Source organism: Hymenobacter sp. ISL-91, assembly GCF_018613725.1.
Taxonomy (GTDB): Bacteria; Bacteroidota; Bacteroidia; order Cytophagales; family Hymenobacteraceae; genus Hymenobacter.
Genome location: NZ_JAGGPS010000013.1, coordinates 56,159 through 72,959, shown reverse-complemented (window position 1 = coordinate 72,959; position 16,801 = coordinate 56,159). Strand labels below are relative to the sequence as shown.

The 16,801-nt window shown below is 58.9% G+C and carries 19 protein-coding genes and 1 pseudogene; 11 read left to right on the top strand and 9 right to left on the bottom strand.

The window, feature by feature from the left end; all coding sequences use genetic code 11:
- Positions 1 to 42 precede the first annotated feature (42 nt).
- From J7E24_RS06840 to J7E24_RS06825, 4 genes and pseudogenes are all read left to right on the top strand, one after another.
- Positions 43 to 1,002: a transketolase family protein gene (locus tag J7E24_RS06840; protein ID WP_215136464.1), complete on the top strand. Its 960-nt coding sequence runs from the start codon at positions 43 to 45 to the stop codon at positions 1,000 to 1,002.
- 72 nt (positions 1,003 to 1,074) lie between these two features.
- The gene (locus J7E24_RS06835) at positions 1,075 to 1,359 is read left to right on the top strand and encodes a hypothetical protein (protein WP_215136462.1); all 285 of its coding nucleotides are present in this window, start codon (positions 1,075 to 1,077) and stop codon (positions 1,357 to 1,359) included.
- Entirely contained in the window at positions 1,356 to 1,685 is a 330-nt protein-coding gene (locus J7E24_RS06830; RefSeq protein ID WP_215136460.1) for a type II toxin-antitoxin system RelE/ParE family toxin, read from the top strand. The genes J7E24_RS06835 and J7E24_RS06830 overlap by 4 nt, the downstream gene beginning before the upstream one ends.
- A 25-nt stretch (positions 1,686 to 1,710) precedes the next feature.
- A pseudogene (locus J7E24_RS06825) lies at positions 1,711 to 1,830 on the top strand (transketolase family protein); the annotation flags it as partial.
- Positions 1,831 to 2,036: 206 nt separating this feature from the next.
- On the opposite strand, the gene J7E24_RS06820 reads toward J7E24_RS06825, so the two are convergent.
- The 6 genes from J7E24_RS06820 to J7E24_RS06795 all read right to left on the bottom strand — a co-directional run bounded on the left by J7E24_RS06820 (position 2,037) and on the right by J7E24_RS06795 (position 7,099).
- A complete protein-coding gene (locus J7E24_RS06820; RefSeq protein WP_215136458.1) occupies positions 2,037 to 2,495 on the bottom strand; it encodes a hypothetical protein in 459 nt (152 codons plus the stop codon).
- A complete protein-coding gene (locus tag J7E24_RS06815) occupies positions 2,492 to 2,818 on the bottom strand; it encodes a hypothetical protein (RefSeq protein WP_215136456.1) in 327 nt (108 codons plus the stop codon). Before J7E24_RS06815 ends, J7E24_RS06820 begins: the two co-directional genes overlap by 4 nt.
- A gap of 258 nt (positions 2,819 to 3,076) precedes the next feature.
- Complete coding sequence (locus J7E24_RS06810) at positions 3,077 to 3,478, bottom strand: hypothetical protein (protein WP_215136454.1); 402 nt, start codon at positions 3,476 to 3,478, stop codon at positions 3,077 to 3,079.
- 140 nt (positions 3,479 to 3,618) lie between these two features.
- On the bottom strand, positions 3,619 to 4,704 hold the full coding sequence (locus tag J7E24_RS06805; protein ID WP_215136452.1) for a tyrosine-type recombinase/integrase: 1,086 nt from the start codon (positions 4,702 to 4,704) through the stop codon (positions 3,619 to 3,621).
- On the bottom strand, positions 4,701 to 5,060 hold the full coding sequence (locus J7E24_RS06800; RefSeq protein ID WP_019949311.1) for a single-stranded DNA-binding protein: 360 nt from the start codon (positions 5,058 to 5,060) through the stop codon (positions 4,701 to 4,703). Before J7E24_RS06800 ends, J7E24_RS06805 begins: the two co-directional genes overlap by 4 nt.
- Positions 5,061 to 5,191: 131 nt before the next feature.
- Positions 5,192 to 7,099: a mechanosensitive ion channel family protein gene (locus J7E24_RS06795; protein WP_251047068.1), complete on the bottom strand. Its 1,908-nt coding sequence runs from the start codon at positions 7,097 to 7,099 to the stop codon at positions 5,192 to 5,194.
- A gap of 270 nt (positions 7,100 to 7,369) precedes the next feature.
- On the opposite strand from J7E24_RS06795, the gene J7E24_RS06790 reads away from it, so the two are divergent.
- The 5 genes from J7E24_RS06790 to J7E24_RS06770 all read left to right on the top strand — a co-directional run bounded on the left by J7E24_RS06790 (position 7,370) and on the right by J7E24_RS06770 (position 11,279).
- Positions 7,370 to 8,128 (top strand): DUF481 domain-containing protein, encoded by a 759-nt coding sequence (locus J7E24_RS06790; protein WP_215136450.1) that lies wholly within the window; start codon positions 7,370 to 7,372, stop codon positions 8,126 to 8,128.
- Positions 8,129 to 8,242: 114 nt separating this feature from the next.
- The gene (locus J7E24_RS06785) at positions 8,243 to 8,788 is read left to right on the top strand and encodes an RNA polymerase sigma factor (protein ID WP_215136448.1); all 546 of its coding nucleotides are present in this window, start codon (positions 8,243 to 8,245) and stop codon (positions 8,786 to 8,788) included.
- A gap of 121 nt (positions 8,789 to 8,909) precedes the next feature.
- On the top strand, positions 8,910 to 9,368 hold the full coding sequence (locus tag J7E24_RS06780) for a hypothetical protein (RefSeq protein WP_215136446.1): 459 nt from the start codon (positions 8,910 to 8,912) through the stop codon (positions 9,366 to 9,368).
- A 38-nt stretch (positions 9,369 to 9,406) separates the two neighbouring features.
- The gene (locus J7E24_RS06775) at positions 9,407 to 9,892 is read left to right on the top strand and encodes a hypothetical protein (RefSeq protein WP_215136444.1); all 486 of its coding nucleotides are present in this window, start codon (positions 9,407 to 9,409) and stop codon (positions 9,890 to 9,892) included.
- Positions 9,893 to 10,091: 199 nt separating this feature from the next.
- Positions 10,092 to 11,279, top strand: coding sequence for an aspartate aminotransferase family protein (locus J7E24_RS06770; protein WP_215136442.1), 1,188 nt, complete (start codon positions 10,092 to 10,094; stop codon positions 11,277 to 11,279).
- On the opposite strand, the gene J7E24_RS06765 is transcribed toward J7E24_RS06770, so the two are convergent.
- Positions 11,276 to 11,704, bottom strand: coding sequence for a TerB family tellurite resistance protein (locus tag J7E24_RS06765; protein ID WP_215136440.1), 429 nt, complete (start codon positions 11,702 to 11,704; stop codon positions 11,276 to 11,278). The genes J7E24_RS06770 and J7E24_RS06765 overlap by 4 nt on opposite strands.
- 274 nt (positions 11,705 to 11,978) lie before the next feature.
- Here J7E24_RS06765 and pfkA point away from each other — a divergent pair, with 274 nt between their 5' ends.
- Together pfkA and J7E24_RS06755 are read left to right on the top strand one after the other, a co-directional pair.
- The gene (gene pfkA, locus J7E24_RS06760; protein ID WP_215136614.1) at positions 11,979 to 12,950 is read left to right on the top strand and encodes a 6-phosphofructokinase; all 972 of its coding nucleotides are present in this window, start codon (positions 11,979 to 11,981) and stop codon (positions 12,948 to 12,950) included.
- 317 nt (positions 12,951 to 13,267) lie between these two features.
- Complete coding sequence (locus J7E24_RS06755) at positions 13,268 to 14,626, top strand: vanadium-dependent haloperoxidase (protein WP_251047067.1); 1,359 nt, start codon at positions 13,268 to 13,270, stop codon at positions 14,624 to 14,626.
- Between the two features lie 27 nt (positions 14,627 to 14,653).
- Here J7E24_RS06755 and miaA read toward each other — a convergent pair whose 3' ends face one another.
- Positions 14,654 to 15,580 (bottom strand): tRNA (adenosine(37)-N6)-dimethylallyltransferase MiaA, encoded by a 927-nt coding sequence (gene miaA / locus J7E24_RS06750; protein WP_215136437.1) that lies wholly within the window; start codon positions 15,578 to 15,580, stop codon positions 14,654 to 14,656.
- A 41-nt stretch (positions 15,581 to 15,621) separates the two neighbouring features.
- Positions 15,622 to 16,716, bottom strand: a complete 1,095-nt coding sequence (locus J7E24_RS06745) for a glycosyltransferase (protein ID WP_215136435.1) — start codon at positions 16,714 to 16,716, stop codon at positions 15,622 to 15,624.
- Between the last annotated feature and the right edge of the window lie 85 nt (positions 16,717 to 16,801).

Here is a 16,801-nt window from a genome sequence, read left to right as displayed (position 1 = left end):
GACAATCTAAGACCTAATTCCTAAGTCCCTAAGTACTAAAACATGAAAGACTTTCCTTACTCCGAATCGAAGGACACGCGTAGCGGCTTTGGTGCCGGCCTGCACGAGTTGGGCAAAACCAACCCCAACGTGGTGGCCCTGTGCGCCGACCTGATTGGCTCGCTGAAAATGGATGCCTTCGTGAAGGACTTCCCCGAGCGGTTTTTCCAGGTGGGCATTGCCGAGGCCAACATGATGGGCCTGGCGGCCGGCCTCACCATTGGCGGCAAGATTCCGTTTACCGGCACGTTTGCCAACTTCAGCACCGGCCGCGTGTACGACCAGATTCGGCAGAGCATTGCCTACTCGGGTAAGAACGTGAAAATCTGCGCCTCCCACGCCGGCCTCACGCTGGGCGAAGACGGCGCCACCCACCAGATTCTGGAGGATATCGGGCTGATGAAAATGCTGCCCCACATGTGCGTCATCAACCCCTGCGACTACAACCAGACCAAGGCCGCCACGCTGGCCATTGCCGACTACGAGGGCCCCGTGTACCTGCGCTTCGGCCGCCCCGTGGTGCCCAACTTCACCCCCGCCGACCAGCCGTTTGAAATCGGTAAGGGCATCGTGCTCAATGAGGGGGCCGACGTGAGCATCTTCGCCACCGGTCATTTGGTGTGGAAGGCCATCCTGGCTGGCAAGCTGCTGGCCGACAAGGGCATCAACGCCGAAATCATCAACATCCACACCATCAAGCCCCTCGATGCCCGCCTGATTCTGGAGTCGGCCCGCAAAACGCGCTGCGTGGTAACGGCCGAGGAGCACCAGATGAACGGCGGCCTCGGCGACTCCATCGCCCAGCTGCTGGCCCGCGAGGAGCCCCTGCCGCTGGAAATGGTGGCCGTGAACGACTCGTTCGGCGAATCCGGCACGCCCGACCAGCTGATGGAGAAATATGGCCTCAACGAAACGGCCATCGTGGCCGCCGTAGAGAAAGTAATGGCCCGCAAGGCCAAGTAATCGTTGCCGGGCACTTCCGGTTCGGCCGGGGCGTTGCGTATCTTGTAATCGAACCGCTAAGAAACCAATCTGATGGAAATCGTACTGGAAGTGCCCGACAAAGACGTAGCCCGCGTGCTGGAACTGGTGCGAGGCATCAAGCGCGTGAAGGTAAAGTCGCCTAGCAAGGCGCCCACGGCGGCCGATTTGCGGCTCATGGAAAGCCTGCGGGAAGCCGGCCAAGAACTGGCCCGGATTAAGCGGGGTGAGGAGGTAGTATCTCAGAGCTGGGAGGAGCTTTATGCCGAACTGAAGGCGGAACAGGAGACCGAACCAGGCCCATTAGCCGCTGAAAGCAGGAATTCGCAGCAACAATGAGCTTCCAGGTAAAACCTATTGCCAGCTTCAAGCGCGATGTTAAGCGGCTCGGCAAGAAATACAGGTCGCTGCCCGACGATTTGAACGCCGTAGTACAGGAGTTGCGCGACAACCCATACAAGGGTACCGGCATCGGCCACAACTGCTACAAAATCCGGCTGGCCGTGGCCAGTAAAGGTGCCGGTAAACGGGGCGGTGCCCGCGTCATCACTTATGTACAGGTGGTGAACGAAGCCGTTTTCCTGTTGGCTATCTACGACAAATCGGAGCAAAGCAGCCTCAGCGACCAGCATATACTGGGCCTGCTCGGCCTACTGGATGAGTAACAGGGAAGGGCGGCAACGCTATCCTGCCGTCAACGACTCGTTCGGCGAGTCGGGCACGCCCGACCAGCTGATGGAAAAGTACGGCCTCAACGAAGCGGCCATTGTGGCCGCCGTGGAGAAAGTAATGGCCCGGAAGGCCAAGTAGTTTTCGGTTGATTCGTAATACAGCAAAAAGCACCCGCAACGTAGAGTTGCGGGCGCTTTTTGCTGTGTTAGCTTACGGCGACGTCGGTTCACGTATTGGCGATGGCGGGGCATTTGAAAAACGTCTGCCCAACATTTGCATAAATGCCCAATAGAATTACAAATGTTGAATTTACAACTGTCAGCCCCACTATTGCCAATACGATGTTATGCGGTCGGCTTTCTTTCAGGATACTTTTCAAGTTCATTTTGCAGTCCTTTAATTATTTCTTTTAACCCTTCGTCGTCAGCTAAAATGTCAACATAATATTCTTTGTCATCTGTTGCAGATTTCGGTCTTGATTCCAAGTCAAATTTTAGTCTTATAAGTTTTTCCTTGTCGGTTGGGTTGTTTAAAAGTTCGAATGTCAAATTTGGTTCAGTAAAACTCATTAATCGATATTCTGGTTCATTGTTCCTTGATAGTTTGTCTAACCAATCAATAATTTCTTGCATTTCACAAGTTGTCAAAGAAGGGTCAACCGTTTGCCATTTACCAATTTTACTGTCAACCTTCAAATATATATTCAACCAATTTCCATCCCAATCTCCATCAAGGTTTTCGGGGAATTGATAGTTTGTAATTTTTAATTCAACGGTTTGGTCGTATATTCCCGAAAGAATCATTTTCTTGCTTGGTGTTTATAGCGTTCTACAAATTCTTTTGCATCTCTAATGTTGTCAGGATAAGCAACGTAATTTTTGTAAGATGTTACACCGTTTTCCGTTTCAATATTTTCGTAAATATGTTGAAAGTAAAAACCGTTATCAATTAGAAACTTAATTTTTTCCCATTTTTTGTCTTCCGATTTTTTAGGCGGTCTAAACCTATGGGGTAAAAGTGTCATTGGCTTTCCACATTCAGGACAAGGATAAGTTAGTTCAGAACCACTGTCAAATGGTCTGTTAAGCGTCACCTTACATTCTAAACAAACTTTTTTATGCCCCATTCTATTATGTTGTATCGTCTTTTAAGCTGTCGCATAACGTTAAACATGTTTATGTAGTACTGGCATTTGAAATACCGATGCTTCATTAACTTGTTGATGATGATTGAAAATAGAAATGATTGGTTTATGTTCTTCCGCTAGTATTACATAAACATGAATGTTGTACGCCGCCCTTCTTCTGTCCACCGAAAGCTGTTTAAGACTTTGAGCAATTTATTTATAATTCTATTCTCATGTTAGGGGTAAAAAAAGAACGTTCTATTCCACTTTTGATAGTTGCTCGTCTAATGCATTTTTCAACCATTCCGAATGTTCCGTGTCAATAAGCTTCTTTTTATCCTTCGGCAACTTGGTGTTACAAATCAAGGCATATTTCACGTTTTCGTTTGTGTCAACTGCTAACCAATTAAAAATTTTGTCATTAATTTTCCTTTTCCTTGCTACCGCTTCTCTGACTTCAGCATCTTCGTCTTTTGCAAGGGTTTCAAGAATATCTATAGGAATTGATTTATTATGAACCACCCAAACTTTGTATTCAGGATAATTGTCAATTAGGTCAACCCAAACAGATGTAGAAGCACTGTCATGACTTGCTCTTTCTTGTTCTTCTTTTAATTCACTCGTCCGAAGTCTTATAAATCCTTCTGCTGATGTTATCATGGTGCGTCAAAAAGGGTGGCGTACAACATTCCTATTGCCGCGACTTGCGGCGGTGAGTGAGTTTCGCTTATATCTACTTAGCCCGCAAGTGGGTTTCGCTTATATGTCGGCAGGTAGCGATATAAGCGAAACTAGTAGCGTTACAGGCCCAGGCTGTCGAGAGGGGATGCGGGGCGATTATGTTGCGCAACATGGGTGTAGATTTCGGTGGTTTTGATGCTGCTGTGGCCGAGCAGATCCTGAATGATTCGGATGTCCGTGCCGGCTTCCAGCAGATGCGTGGCATACGAGTGGCGAAGCATATGCAAGGTTACGGGCCGGCTGATTCCGGCCCGGGCCGCTGCCTGCTTCACCACCAGTTGCAGGCTGCGGGCGCTGTACGGCTCGCCGGGCTGCAGGCCCTCGAAGAGAAACGTAACGGGCCGAAATTGCCGGTATTGCTCTCGGAGTAAATGTAGCAAACTCTCGGGCAAAGGCAAATCACGGTCTTTTTTGCCCTTCCCTGCCCGCACGTATAAGGCCATTCGCTTGCTGTCAATGTCGGGCGGCGTGAGGGCCAGTACTTCGCCCAGGCGCAGGCCCAGACCATAGGCCAGCATCAGCATGGCCCGATGCTTAAGGTTCTCGGTGCCCGCCAGCAGCGCCCGCACCTCTTCCCGGGCCAGTACTTTGGGGTTGGTAAGCGGCTGTTTCAGCCGGGGCACGGCGTAGTATTGCCGGGGCTGCCCTTCCACCTGTTCGTAATAGAATTTAATGGCGTTGATGAGCAGATTCTGGTAGGCTTCCGAAATGCCGGCCGCCACCCGTCCGGCTAGGTAGTCGAGTAGTTCCTGGCGCGTCAGGTCCAGGGGCAGGCGTGGGGCATGGTGCAGCAGAAACTGCTGAAATGCGGTGCGGTAGTTTTTAAGGGTGGCCGGACTATAGCGTTTCAGCACTATATGTTGGGCATAGCGGTTGAGCACGGCTTGCTGCGGCGTGGGCGGCGGTGGCGGGGCGGCCAGTGCCGGCACCATGGGCAGGTGCAATGGTACGCCCAGCTGCTGGCACGCCAGGCGCAGGGGCGCCACGGCTTCGGGCGTGGCCGGCAGCACGTAGCCCCGGGCGGCGGCGCTATACTGCACCCCCGCCGCCAGCAGCGCCGCCCGGATAGCCGCATCCGAATAGGGAAAGAACACCTGAAACTCGGTCCGGTCTGCGCGCAGCCGCAACGAAACGGCCGTCGTCATGGCTGCGTGGGCGGGGCGGGGCCGGTTTTCTTGTCCAGCATCAACACCTGCTCCCCTATTACCTCCGTTACGTAGTGGCGCTGGCCGGCCGCATCGTCGTAGTGGCGGGTTTTGAGCTTGCCCTCCACGTACACTAAGCTGCCCCGGCGCAGGTAGGCCTGGGCCAGCTCGGCCAGGCCGCGCCAAAGCACGATGTTGTGCCAGTCGGTGCTGGTGTGAGGCTGGCCACTTTTGTCGCGGTAGGTTTCCGACGTGGCCAGCGAGAATTTCGCCACGGCCACGTTGCCTTCCAGCACAGAAATTTCCGGGTCTTTACCCAGATTCCCGATCAGGGTTACTTTGTTGAGGCCGCGCATGGGCAGAATGGCTAACTGAACAGACTACCAGCAAGATACCCCATTTGAGCACTTCTACTCACTCCCCTCTATCTTTCTTTTTTCAACTCCTTCCGGTTATCGATGGCGCTGTTGGCCACGCAGGCGGCCGGCTACTGTGGCGGCTGCCCGTCCGAATTCTCGACCCGGAACTTGGGGGCCTCGTAGTCGGGGGGCAGGTAGCTGGCCGGAATGGTGGTCTGGCTGCCGTCGCGCACGGCGCGGTAGTGGGGCGACATAATTTCGACGCCGGCCTCGTTGAAGCGGTCCTGGATGTTTTGGTGGATGCGCGAGTAGATGCGGGCCTGTTGGTTGGCAGCGTGGGTATAAAAGTTGAGCTCGTAGGCCACGTACCAGTCGTCGAGGCTGGTCTGGAGCACGAAGGGAGCCGGCTCGGTTAGCACCTCGGCATCGACGGCGGCAGCCAGCAGCAGCTGGTGCACCTGGGGCCAGGGCACATCGTAGCCGATGGTCACGCCGGTGTGCATAATCAGGCCCAGCGTGGGCGCCACGGTCGAGTAGTTGGTGGTGTAGGAGCTCATCACCGAGGAATTTGGAATCGTGATTTCCTCGTTTTTGACGGTCCTGATGCGGGTAACGAGCAGGGTTTTCTCCACAATGTCGCCCGTCACGTCGCCGATGCGTACCCGGTCGCCGAGCTTGTAGGCCCGCATGTAGGTGAGCACCAGCCCGGCCACGATGTTGGAGAGCGAGCCGGCCGAGCCGAACGTGAACAGGAAGCCCAGAAACACCGATACGCCCTGGAACACCGGCGAATCGGAACCCGGCAAATAAGGGAAAATCACAATCAAAGCGAAGGCCCACACCAGCACCCGCACAATCTGGTAGGTGGGGTTGGCCCAGTCGGGGTAGAAGCCCTCAATGGTGAGGTTGCCGGCCCGGATTTCCTCCTTGATGGAGTAAACTGCCTTGAGCACGTAACGGAACACCGTCACAATCACGACGATGGTGAACAGGTTGGGCAGGTAGTTCCAGAAGGCCAGCGCAATGCGCCGGAGCGGGTTGAACACGTAGCCCAGCAGCGTATCGGCAATGCTTTGGGTGCCGGGGAAGATGCTGAACACCACCGGCAGCACCAGGTAAATGGCCAGCAGCACCACCACCCATTTCAGCACCGTTACCAGCAGCAGTACGGCGCTCAGCTGGCGCTGCTCATTGAAAAACTCGTAGTTGCCGAACTTGATGCCCTTGAACCAGGTGCCTTCCTTGGCTACCAGCTGGAGGCGTACCCAGCTGAAGAACTTGATGATGTAGCGCACCGTAAAGTACAGCACGATGAGCACCAGCAGCGTCAGGCCAATTTCTTTGGCGATGTTGAGCAGGCTGTTCTGCTGCTTGTATGCCTGCACGGCCTCGATAATGCGCTGCCGGTGCTGGCGGGCCAGCGAGTCGCGGCTCACGTTGTGCCAGAGCGCGTCGTTTTCGCTGATGCTTTGCAGCACCTGCTCGCCGTACATCAGGTCAGTGCTCTGCTCCGAAGGGTAGATGCGCAGCGAGTCGGGGCTGAAGAAAACGGCTTTTTCGAGGCGCTTGATTTTTTCTTCCGTGAGCTGGGCCCGCTCCTGAGGCGAAAACGGCCCGAGCTTGGTGTACACGTAAAACAGGGTGTCGGTGTGCGGAGCCACCGGGAAGCCCTTGGCATTCACCTTCAGCGAGTCGATGTAGCGGCGCGAGCGGGCCTTACGCAGCGAGTCGGACCGGCGCAGAGCCCCCAGTTCGGTTACCAGCTCCCGCTCGCGGCGCTTGTCGGTGGCAGTGCTTTTAAGCGTCAGCAGCTCGGTCTGGATTTCCTGCAGCCGGCTGGTGTTGGCCCGCCGCATCGAGTCGATGCGGCGCAGCACCTGGGTATCGGTTATCAGGTCTTCGGAGCGGGCCGAATCCTGAGCCCTGGACGGAGCAGGGCTTATTACCACGCTGGGGCTCGGTTCGGCCGGAGCCTGCTTCATGGGTGGCGGAATCACCTGGGCTCCGGCCGGCAACAGCGCACTGGCCCATATCATCAGCGCACAAAGCGCAACGCAAAAATTCATAACTACACTGCTTGCTGCTACGGCTGCCAACCGCGGTAAGGTTGAGTTTAAAGGTAATAATAGGCAAAAGCCACCGACCACCAGCCAACCAGCCACCAAGTGACCGTCTATGCAGGGGTTTGGTCATGTGTCTGGGTGGAGAAATGTACCAGGCAGGGCCAGTTACCTTTGTGGCTTGCACTGCTGGCGGCCAGTCGGCACACTCCCCTGCTGCTGGCTGCTTTATCTCCTTTTCCACCTATGCTCCACCGCTACCTGTTTTCCAGCATCCTGCTTCTGCTACTGCTGGCACTGCTGTTGCCTGCTTCATTCGCCCACGCCCAAACCACGCCCCCGGCCGACACCACACTGATTGTGTATGCCGGCCAGCTGACGGGCGCTTACAGCAGCGGCGGCGTCAACCGGACCCTGCTTTCTACCTCCCAGGATATAACCGTTACCCGCGGCCGGCACGTGGGGATACCGCTGCATGGGCGCTTTGCTTACGGCAAGCAGAACGGGCTGCTGCAGGAACGTGAGTTGCTCGTCAATACCACCCCTTATTACTGGAAGGGCCGCTTTCGGGCCTACGCGCTGGGCGGCTTCGAGCAGAGCAACCTGCGCGGCATCTCGCGCCGGGTGCAGCTGGGCGCCGGACCGGGCTGGGCACTCTATACCGACTCGCTGGGCCGCGAAGTAGCCGTGAGCAACCTCATTATTCGCGAGCAAACCAACTTTCTCGATGGCCGCACCGTGGTAACGGCCCGAAATTCGGTCCGGCTGAAGATTGCGTACTCGTACCGAACGCTCACGTTCAACTCTACTACCCTGTTCCAGCCCTCGCTGGAGAAGTTCAGCAATTACCGCTTTAGCAACGCCGCTGCTGTTGCCATCAAGCTCATCAACAACCTGGCCGTTACCCTTGCCTACAACTATACCTACGACTCGCAATTCAGCGAGGGCAAGGTGCCCGAAAACACCAACATTACAGTAGGCTTCTCTTATTCGGCCAAGCGGTAGCGCTGGTTTTGCGTTGGTTTCTACCGATTTTGCACTGGCCGGTTAAACCTAGCCGCGGCTGCCGCCTCTAAGCTTCGAAACCCGCTCCCTTACCCACCCGCTCGCCTGCGCCCTTTGGAAGACCAGGAGATACTTGCCAAGTTCCACGACCCCGCCACCCGCAATGTGGCTTTCAACCAGCTCGTGCGCAAATACCAGCGCCAGGTGTACTGGCACGTGCGCAAAATGGTCATCAACCACGACGATGCCGACGACCTGACGCAGGATGTATTTATCAAGGTCTGGAACCATCTGGAGGGTTTCCGGCAGGACGCCTCGCTCTACACCTGGATTTACCGGATTGCCACCAACGAATGCCTGAGTTGGCTTAAAAGCAAGCGCCACAAGTTTCTGCTGCCCCTCACCGACGTAACGGCCGAGCTCAGCGCCCAGCTGGAAGCCGACGAAAGCCTGGCCGGCGACGAAATCGAGTTGAAGCTGCAAAAAGCTATTCTCACCCTACCCGACAAGCAACGGCTGGTGTTCAACCTGCGCTACTACGACGAGATGCCCTACGAGCAGATGGCCGAAGTAACCGGCACCAGCGTTGGGGCCCTGAAAGCCTCTTACCACCACGCCGTAAAAAAGGTCGAAGCCCAGATGTTGCAGATGGTTGGATGACACCAACTCGTTCTGTTGACCAGGTATCGGCTTCATCAAGTCTTCAGCACGAATCTGTGTTATCCAACCATCTGCACCATCTGTGATTTAAACCTCTTGCCCGCGACCACCTCTAAGCACTATGAACACGCCCTTCAACCTGGATGAGCACCGCCGCAACCGCCCCCGGCCCACGCTGGCCCCGCCGCCCGAGCGCTACTTCGAGCAGCTGCCGATGCGGGTGATGCAGCGGGTGCAAAGCGCGCCCGCCGGCACTGCCCCCGGCTGGGGCTGGCTGGCGGCCCTCACGGCCCCGATGCGCACTGCTCTGGCCTCGGCCGTGGTGCTGGGCGGCTTTGCGGCCGCGTTCTGGCTAACCCCGACTGCACCGCTGGCCTCCAGCCCCGATGCGCTGGCCCACGTACCGCAGGAGCAGCTGCTCAACTACCTGCTCACCACCGACCAACGCATTACGCTCGTCGATTTGGCCGAGGTGCCCGGCACGTCCCTTGCCACTCCCGCCAACACCTACTGGCAGGCTTCGCCCGATGAGGTGCGCGAGCTGCTCGACCAGCAGTTGGCTGATGAGAGCTATCTATAAACACCGCTTTTTTATTTTTTCGCTTTCCTTTTCTTCCTATGAACTACCTGTTTCGTACCCTGCTGCTGCTGAGCCTGCTAACCGCCGGCCTGCTGCCCGAGGCCGTTGCCCAGCGTGGCGGCGGCCAGCGGGCGGAGCGGCTGAGCCAGCTCGAAAATGCCCGTGTGGCCTTCATCACCCAAAAAGTATCCCTCACCCCCGAGCAGGCCCAGAAGTTCTGGCCCGTCTACAACGAGTTCACGGCCAAGCGCCGCGACCTGAACCAACGCCTGCGCCAGCTGCGCCCCAACCAGACCGATGGCCTAAGTGACCAGCAGCTGCGCGACAACTTCAACCTTTCATTTAAGCTCCGCCAGCAGGACATCGACCTCGAAAAGGAGTATTTCGAGCGGTTCCAGCGCGTTATCAGCGTGCGGCAGGTAGCGGCCCTGTTCCTGGCCGAGCGCCAGTTTACCCGCGAAGTGCTGAAGCGCGTGGCCAGCCGGCCCGGTGCCCAGGGTATGGGTGGCGGCACCGACGACTAATAGGCTACTTAACGTCTATTAGTCCGGTGTAGGGGCGGGGCTTGTCCCCGCCCGCCGTCAGTACAGTGCGCTGAACGACTGTCATGACGATTCTCAAAGCACATGCCGACGGCGGGCGGGGACAAGGCCCGCTCCTCCCGCGCCCTCCGCAACGTAAGTTCGTTAGCCCATTGGTAGCGCTCCGGCGTACCTTTGCGGTATGCTTACTCCTCGCCAGCTTTTCCTGCGCCACCAGGCCCAGACCTCCGACTTTCCGCTGCTGTTGGAAATTGAGCGGGCCGAGGGCGTGTACATGTACGCGCCCGATGGCACCCGCTACCTCGACCTGATTTCCGGTATCGGCGTCAGCAACGTGGGCCACCGCCACCCGCGGGTGCTGGCCGCCATTCAGGGCCAGCTTGACAAGTACCTGCACCTGATGGTGTACGGCGAAGTGGTGCAGGCCCCGCCGGCCCGGCTGGCCCAGGCTCTCACCGCCACGCTGCCCGACCGCCTCGACAACGTATACTTCACCAACTCGGGCACCGAAGCCGTGGAGGGTGCCCTGAAGCTGGCCAAGCGCCACACCGGCCGCACCGAGTTGGTGAGTTGCCACAACGCTTACCACGGCTCCACCCACGGCGCCCTCAGCATCACGGGCTCCGAGGGTTTCAAGAACGCTTTTCGGCCTCTGCTGCCCGATGTGCGCCACATTCGCCACAACAACCTCGACGACCTGCTGCTCATAACCGAACGCACGGCGGCCGTGGTGATAGAAACCGTGCCGGGTGAAGCGGGCGTGCGCGTGCCGGCTCCCGGCTACCTGCCCGCCCTGCGCCAGCGCTGCACCGAGGTGGGCGCGCTGCTGATTCTGGACGAGATTCAGTGCGGCTTTGGGCGTACGGGCACGTTCTGGGCCTTCGAGAAGTTCGGCATCGAGCCCGATATTCTGCTCACGGCCAAAGGCATGGGCGGCGGCATGCCCATCGGCGCCTTTATTGCGCCCCAGGCCATTATGGCGGGTTTCAAAACCGACCCTATTCTGGGCCATTGCACCACGTTTGGGGGCCACCCGGTGTCGTGCGCGGCCTCACTGGCTACGCTTCAGGTTATTCAGGAAGAAAACCTGCTGGCCGATGTAGCTGCCAAAGCCGCTCGGTTTCGCGAACTGCTGGTACATCCATCCATTCGGGAGGTGCGCAACTGCGGACTACTGATGGCCGTCGAGTTTGAGTCGTTTGAGGTGCTTAAGCCGCTCATCGACCGGGCCCTGTGGGAGCAGCACCTGCTCACCGACTGGTTTTTGTTCTGCGACAACTCGCTGCGCATTGCCCCGCCCCTCACCATCACCCTGGAGCAGATTGACGAAGCCTGCGCGGGACTATTGCGCGCAATCAATACTTACTAAGTATTCAATAGCGCCATGGCGTCGGATTTGACCCGCTCGCGGGGCAGGCCGTCGCGCACGCCCTGCGAGATGCTGCGCACTAGGCCGGCTACAAGGTTGGGAGCAAAGCCCAGCCGCTGGGCCATATCGATGCAGAAGCGCATTTCGGTATCGTCGACTACGCCGTCGGCCAGCATCATATCTACGAGGTCGAAAATCTGGTCGAAGCGCTCCGAGTCGTTGTCGGGCAGCAGCATATCGTGGGCGCTGGCGTTGCCCACCAGGGCCCGCACTTCGCCGGCACGCATGCCGCTTTTGCGGCCCACGGCCACAATAAAGTTCATTTCCCGCTCGTCGATGTGCCCGTCGGCCTTGGCCAGCGCGGCCAGGTTTACCAAGTGGCTCTTAACCTTTCTGGTCTGCTCATTTTCAAAAAAACCAAACATGGGGCGGGTAGTTGGCAGGGGAGAACGGAGATGTGCGAGGGTATCCGGGGGTTCCCGGAGTGGGGCCACCCGGCCGCAACGAAAGTTAAGTTAGGGCTTTAACAACCAATACGCAATAAAGCCGATACGCATCCGCCACAGAAACGGTTAACCCCACTAGTGGTCGGTTTGCATTTAACCGGGCCGGCAACGTACTTTCGGCGCAAATTCCGCACCTTTACCGGTTGCGGTCCGGTGGGCCGGTTTGCCCACATGTAAGCGACAGACGAGTATGATGAAGCGCATTGCAGTATTCACCAGTGGAGGCGACGCGCCCGGTATGAACGCCTGCATCCGGGCCGTGGTTCGCACGGCCGTTTACCACGGCATCGAGGTGTACGGCATCATGCGCGGCTACAGCGGTATGGTGAAGGGGGAGTTTGTGAAGCTCGATTCGGCCTCGGTTTCCAACACCATTCAAAAAGGCGGCACCATCCTCAAATCGGCCCGCAGCCAGTCGTTCCAGACCCGCGAAGGCCGGCAGCTAGCCTTCGACCAGCTCGTTAATCACGGCATCGATGGGCTGGTGGCCATTGGCGGCAACGGTACTTTTACCGGGGCCACGCTTTTCGAGCAGGAGTTCGGTATTCCGATAGTGGGCGCGCCCGGTACCATCGACAACGACCTGTATGGCACCGACTACACCATTGGCTACGATACGGCCGTAAACACAGCCCTGGAGGCAATTGACAAAATCCGGGATACGGCCGACTCGCACGACCGGTGCTTTTTTGTGGAGGTAATGGGCCGCGACTCAGGCTACATTGCCATTCCCTGCGCCATCGGGGGCGGGGCCGAAATCGTGATGATTCCCGAAACCCAGCTCTCGACTGAGGCGGTAATTGAAACGCTCAGAAACGGGCGAAACCGCTCCAAAACCTCGTTTCTGGTGGTTATTGCTGAGGGCGACGAGGAAGGTAACGCCCACGAAGTAGCGCGGCAGGTAAAGGCCGCCATACCGCAGCTCGATACCCGCGTTACCATTATCGGCCACATTCAGCGCGGCGGCGCCCCTTCGGCCGCCGACCGGATGCTGGCTTCGCAAATCGGCATTGCGGCCGTGGAAGGCCTGATGAATGGCATGCGCAACGTGATGGCCGGCATCGTCGACCGCAAGCTCGTGTACACGCCCTTCGCCGACACCATTCACAAACGCAAGCTCATCAACCAGAGCTTTATGCGCATGGTGGAAATCCTGAACGCCTAGCGCCTGCTTCAGTTGGCTTTTCATTGCTAGCACTTTCTGCCAGCGCCTTCGGGTGCTGGCAGTTTTTTTATGCCGTTTTACCGCCACTGTAGCTTCTGTTCTTCGGGCTGCTGCTGCCTACCTTCCTGCATCTGCCAGCAAAGCCAGCACACCACTGCCCTTCTTTCCAGCACCTTCAGCCAGTCGACGGCAAAATTCAACGGCAATCCGCACACATAATCAGTAACTAATTGAATAATTTTTATAAATATATCAATTCTAAAAAGTATCTTTATTCAGGTAAATTCTTCTGCTCGCTATTCAATCTGCCCTTCTGTATGCTAAAAATCTACTCTATGCGGCGGTGGCGGCCACTTTCCGGTCTGGCGCTGCTGATGCTGGGGTTGCTGAGCAACTGCCAGCCGGAACCAGAGGTAGCGCCGGCTGTAGCACCAGCCAGCAGCTATGATGCGGCAGTGGCTACCAAGTGGAGCGCCCTCACATTGCAGCTGGTGCGCCAGAGCCCCGGCTTTACGCCGCCCGTTGCGGCACGCGCGTTGGGCTACGCGGGTCTCACGCTCTATGAGTCGGTGGTGGCGGGGATGCCGGGACACCGCTCGTTGGCCGGCCAGCTCCAGCAGCTCGGCAGCCTGCCCCAACCCGAAACCGGGCGGGCTTACCGCTGGCCGCTGTGCGCCAACGCAGCCCAAGCCCTCATCCTGAAAAACCTGTTTGCCAACGCCCCTGCGGCTAGCCGTGCCCGCATCGACTCGCTGGAGCAGGCCTTGGCCCACGCGTATGCCGGCCCCGACGCATCCACGGCCGAGCGTTCGGCGACGTATGGCCGGGCCGTGGCGGAGGCCATATTTGCGTGGTCGAAAACCGATGGCGGCCACGAGGGCTACCTGCGCAACTTCCCGACCGGCTACGTGCCCACTACCAACCCGGGCGACTGGCAACCTACCGAGAACGGGCTCCGGCCGATGCAGCCCTATTGGGGCAGCAACCGCACCTTTCTGGCCCTAGATGCGGCCATGCCGATGCCCTCGCCCCTTCCCTACTCCGCCTCGCCTACCTCGCAGTACTACGCGCAGTACCTAGAGGTATATGCCAAAAACACTGGCCTGACGCAGCAGGAGAAGGAAATAGCCGTGTGGTGGGCCGACGATCCGAGCGACACCTTTACGCCCCCCGGCCACTCCTACAATCTGGCCCGCATTATAGTAACCACCACGCAGGCCGACTTGGGCAAGGCCGCTGAAACCTTCGCCCGCACAGGCATTGCCGTAGCCGATGCCTTCATCATCTGCTGGAAGTGCAAATACACCTTCAACAACGAGCGGCCCTATACCTTTGTGCGCCGCTTTATCGACCCTACCTGGGTACCGTTCTGGCCCTCGCCGCCGTTTCCGGGCTACTCTTCGGGGCACGCCACGCAGTCGGCAGCCACGGCCGTAGTGCTGGAGGGCCTCTACGGCAACCTCACCTTCACCGACGATTCGCACGTGGGCCGGGGGCGCGACGTGGCCCGGGCCACCGACTTCAAGGCGCGCACCTATCATTCGTTCTGGGAAACGGCCGAAGAATCGGCCCTGTCGCGCTTTCTGGGCGGCATCCACTCCCGCCAGGACAATGAAGTGGGCCTACGCGAGGGCCGTAAAATCGGCCAGCACATCAATAGCCTCCGCTGGAAGTAAAGCAGAGCTCAGAAGCCATTCAGCCTGCTAAAACCCCAGTTTTTCGACCAGCCAGCCGGGCACCTCATCCGGATGCAGCCACTGGTATTGCGGGTCGCGGCGGAGCCAGGCCAGCTGGCGCTTGGCGTAGCGGCGCGAGTTGCGCTTGAGCAGGCGCACGGCTTCAGCATAATCGTATTGGCCTTCGAAATACCCGAACAGCTCCTGGTAGCCCACTGTCTGCAGGGCATTGTGGTGGCGGTACGGATACAGTGCGCGGGCCTCGACCTCCAACCCGGCGGCCAACATCAGGTCCATCCGTTCATCAATGCGCCGATAGAGCTCTTCCCGCTCGCGGGTGAGGGCAATTTTGATGATACGGAAGGGCCGTTCGGTTGTTTTGCGGCCGTGGAATGAGCTGAACGGCTGCCCGGTGGCCCGACATATTTCCAGCGCCCGCAACACGCGCTGGTGGTTTTGCAGATCGATACGGCTGTGGGCTACCGGATCGAGGCGGGCCAGCTCGGCCACCAGCGGCGCCAGCCCATGGGCGGCCAGCTCAACGTGCAGCCCGGCCCGGATTTCGGGCGGCGCGGCCGGCAAATCGTCGAGCCCCTCGGTTACGGCCTGCAGGTACAAGCCCGAGCCTCCGGTCAGGATAACGGTTCTGTGGTGCTCAAACAGGTCGGCCAGCCGCGCCAGCGCCTCCTGCTCGAAGCGGCCGGCATTGTAGTCGTCGGCAATGCTGTGCGAATCGATGAAGTGGTGCCGCACCCCGCCCATTTCGGCCGCGGTAGGCTTGGCCGTACCAATGCTCAGCTCCCGGAAAAACTGCCGCGAGTCGGCCGACACAATTTCCGTGTGCAGCTGCTGCGCCAGCGCCACGCACAGGGCCGTTTTTCCCACGGCCGTTGGGCCGGTAAGTACGAGCAGCGTTGGTTGATTGGAAGCAGTGAGGTTAGCGGGCGGGTTCATAGGAGCACGTAAGAAGCCGCAAAGCTACGGCCGATTCGGGCTTACGCGCCGGCCGCGCCAGCTACCTGCGCGTTGGGCAGCAGCGTGGCGTACAGCCGCAGCAGCTCCTGCTCCTCGTGCTGCCAGCTAAGCAGCGGGCGGGCGCGACGGGCATTTTCGGCCAGTTGCTGGTACCGGGCTGCGTCGCCGCCGGGCAGCAGGCGGTTGAGGGCGGCAGCCAGCGTAGGCGGTTCCAAGTCGGGCACGAGGTCGGCCACGTCGTACTGCTCGTTGAGGGCGCGGTACTCCGGAAAGTCGATGACGACCTGCGGAACACCGGCGTGCAGGTAATCGAAAAACTTGTTGGCCAGCGAGTAATAGTAGCTCAGGCCCACGTTGCGCAGCAGGTTAACGCCCACCGTGGCGTGGCGCGTCAGCTCGCGCAGTTCGTCGGGCCGCACAAAGCCCCGAAACTCCACCTGCCCCGACGCCAGCAACCCCAGCGCCCCGGCCTGCCGGCGCAGGCTGTGCGAAAGGTCGCCCTCGCCGCAGAGCACCAGCCGGCCCTGTATCTGCGGCATGGCGGCCAGCAGCTCCTCCAGGCCCCGGCCGGCGTTCAGAGCCCCCTGGTACAGAATAAAGCCGTCGGCCGGCGCCGCGCTGGGGGCAGGCGGCAGGGTTTCGGCACTGAGGCGGCTGATGTTGCGCACCACCGCAAAGGGCCGGCCGTGGCGCTGCCCGAACAGTTGAGCCAGCGCCGGGCCCACGGTGTAGGCCAACGCCGCGCGGGGCACAATAAAGTTTTCAATCCGGCGCCACAGCTGCTGCACCCGGGGCCGGGCCACCACTTCGGGCACCTCAGTAAACAGTTCATGGGCATCGTACGCGAAGGGTTGCCCGCCCAGCCAGGCCCGCAGCCATACGGGCAGGGCCGTATCGAGGTCGATGGCGCACCAGGCCGCCGCCCGCTGGCCCGCCAGAAACAGCAGCAGGCGCAGGTTGTACTCTACATAGAATATTTTTCCGCGCTGAAAAAAGCAGCGTAACCGGTGCTGGGCGTACGGCTGCGGACCTAGTGGCTGCGAAGCCGGCCCCTGCCGGCCCACCAGCAGTACGGCATAGCCGGCGCGGGCCAGCGAGGAACAGATGCGCTGCATCCGCTGGTCGTAATTCAGGTCGGTTGTAACGGTGAAAACCAGGCGGGGCGGCAGAGCAGGTAACAGGGGGAATAGCGCAAAAAGA

Bases quoted from the DNA above. Each gene is read 5' to 3' on its own strand.
- J7E24_RS06815 (WP_215136456.1), bottom strand. From the start codon at position 2,818: ATGGGGCATAAAAAAGTTTGTTTAGAATGTAAGGTGACGCTTAACAGA.
- J7E24_RS06830 (WP_215136460.1), top strand. From the start codon at position 1,356: ATGAGCTTCCAGGTAAAACCTATTGCCAGCTTCAAGCGCGATGTTAAG.
- J7E24_RS06745 (WP_215136435.1), bottom strand. From the start codon at position 16,716: ATGCAGCGCATCTGTTCCTCGCTGGCCCGCGCCGGCTATGCCGTACTG.
- J7E24_RS06755 (WP_251047067.1), top strand. From the start codon at position 13,268: ATGCTAAAAATCTACTCTATGCGGCGGTGGCGGCCACTTTCCGGTCTG.
- J7E24_RS06765 (WP_215136440.1), bottom strand. From the start codon at position 11,704: ATGTTTGGTTTTTTTGAAAATGAGCAGACCAGAAAGGTTAAGAGCCAC.
- J7E24_RS06770 (WP_215136442.1), top strand. From the start codon at position 10,092: ATGCTTACTCCTCGCCAGCTTTTCCTGCGCCACCAGGCCCAGACCTCC.
- J7E24_RS06805 (WP_215136452.1), bottom strand. From the start codon at position 4,704: ATGACGACGGCCGTTTCGTTGCGGCTGCGCGCAGACCGGACCGAGTTT.
- J7E24_RS06810 (WP_215136454.1), bottom strand. From the start codon at position 3,478: ATGATAACATCAGCAGAAGGATTTATAAGACTTCGGACGAGTGAATTA.
- J7E24_RS06795 (WP_251047068.1), bottom strand. From the start codon at position 7,099: ATGATATGGGCCAGTGCGCTGTTGCCGGCCGGAGCCCAGGTGATTCCG.
- J7E24_RS06835 (WP_215136462.1), top strand. From the start codon at position 1,075: ATGGAAATCGTACTGGAAGTGCCCGACAAAGACGTAGCCCGCGTGCTG.
- J7E24_RS06775 (WP_215136444.1), top strand. From the start codon at position 9,407: ATGAACTACCTGTTTCGTACCCTGCTGCTGCTGAGCCTGCTAACCGCC.
- J7E24_RS06820 (WP_215136458.1), bottom strand. From the start codon at position 2,495: ATGATTCTTTCGGGAATATACGACCAAACCGTTGAATTAAAAATTACA.
- J7E24_RS06780 (WP_215136446.1), top strand. From the start codon at position 8,910: ATGAACACGCCCTTCAACCTGGATGAGCACCGCCGCAACCGCCCCCGG.
- J7E24_RS06790 (WP_215136450.1), top strand. From the start codon at position 7,370: ATGCTCCACCGCTACCTGTTTTCCAGCATCCTGCTTCTGCTACTGCTG.
- J7E24_RS06800 (WP_019949311.1), bottom strand. From the start codon at position 5,060: ATGCGCGGCCTCAACAAAGTAACCCTGATCGGGAATCTGGGTAAAGAC.
- pfkA (WP_215136614.1), top strand. From the start codon at position 11,979: ATGAAGCGCATTGCAGTATTCACCAGTGGAGGCGACGCGCCCGGTATG.
- J7E24_RS06840 (WP_215136464.1), top strand. From the start codon at position 43: ATGAAAGACTTTCCTTACTCCGAATCGAAGGACACGCGTAGCGGCTTT.
- miaA (WP_215136437.1), bottom strand. From the start codon at position 15,580: ATGAACCCGCCCGCTAACCTCACTGCTTCCAATCAACCAACGCTGCTC.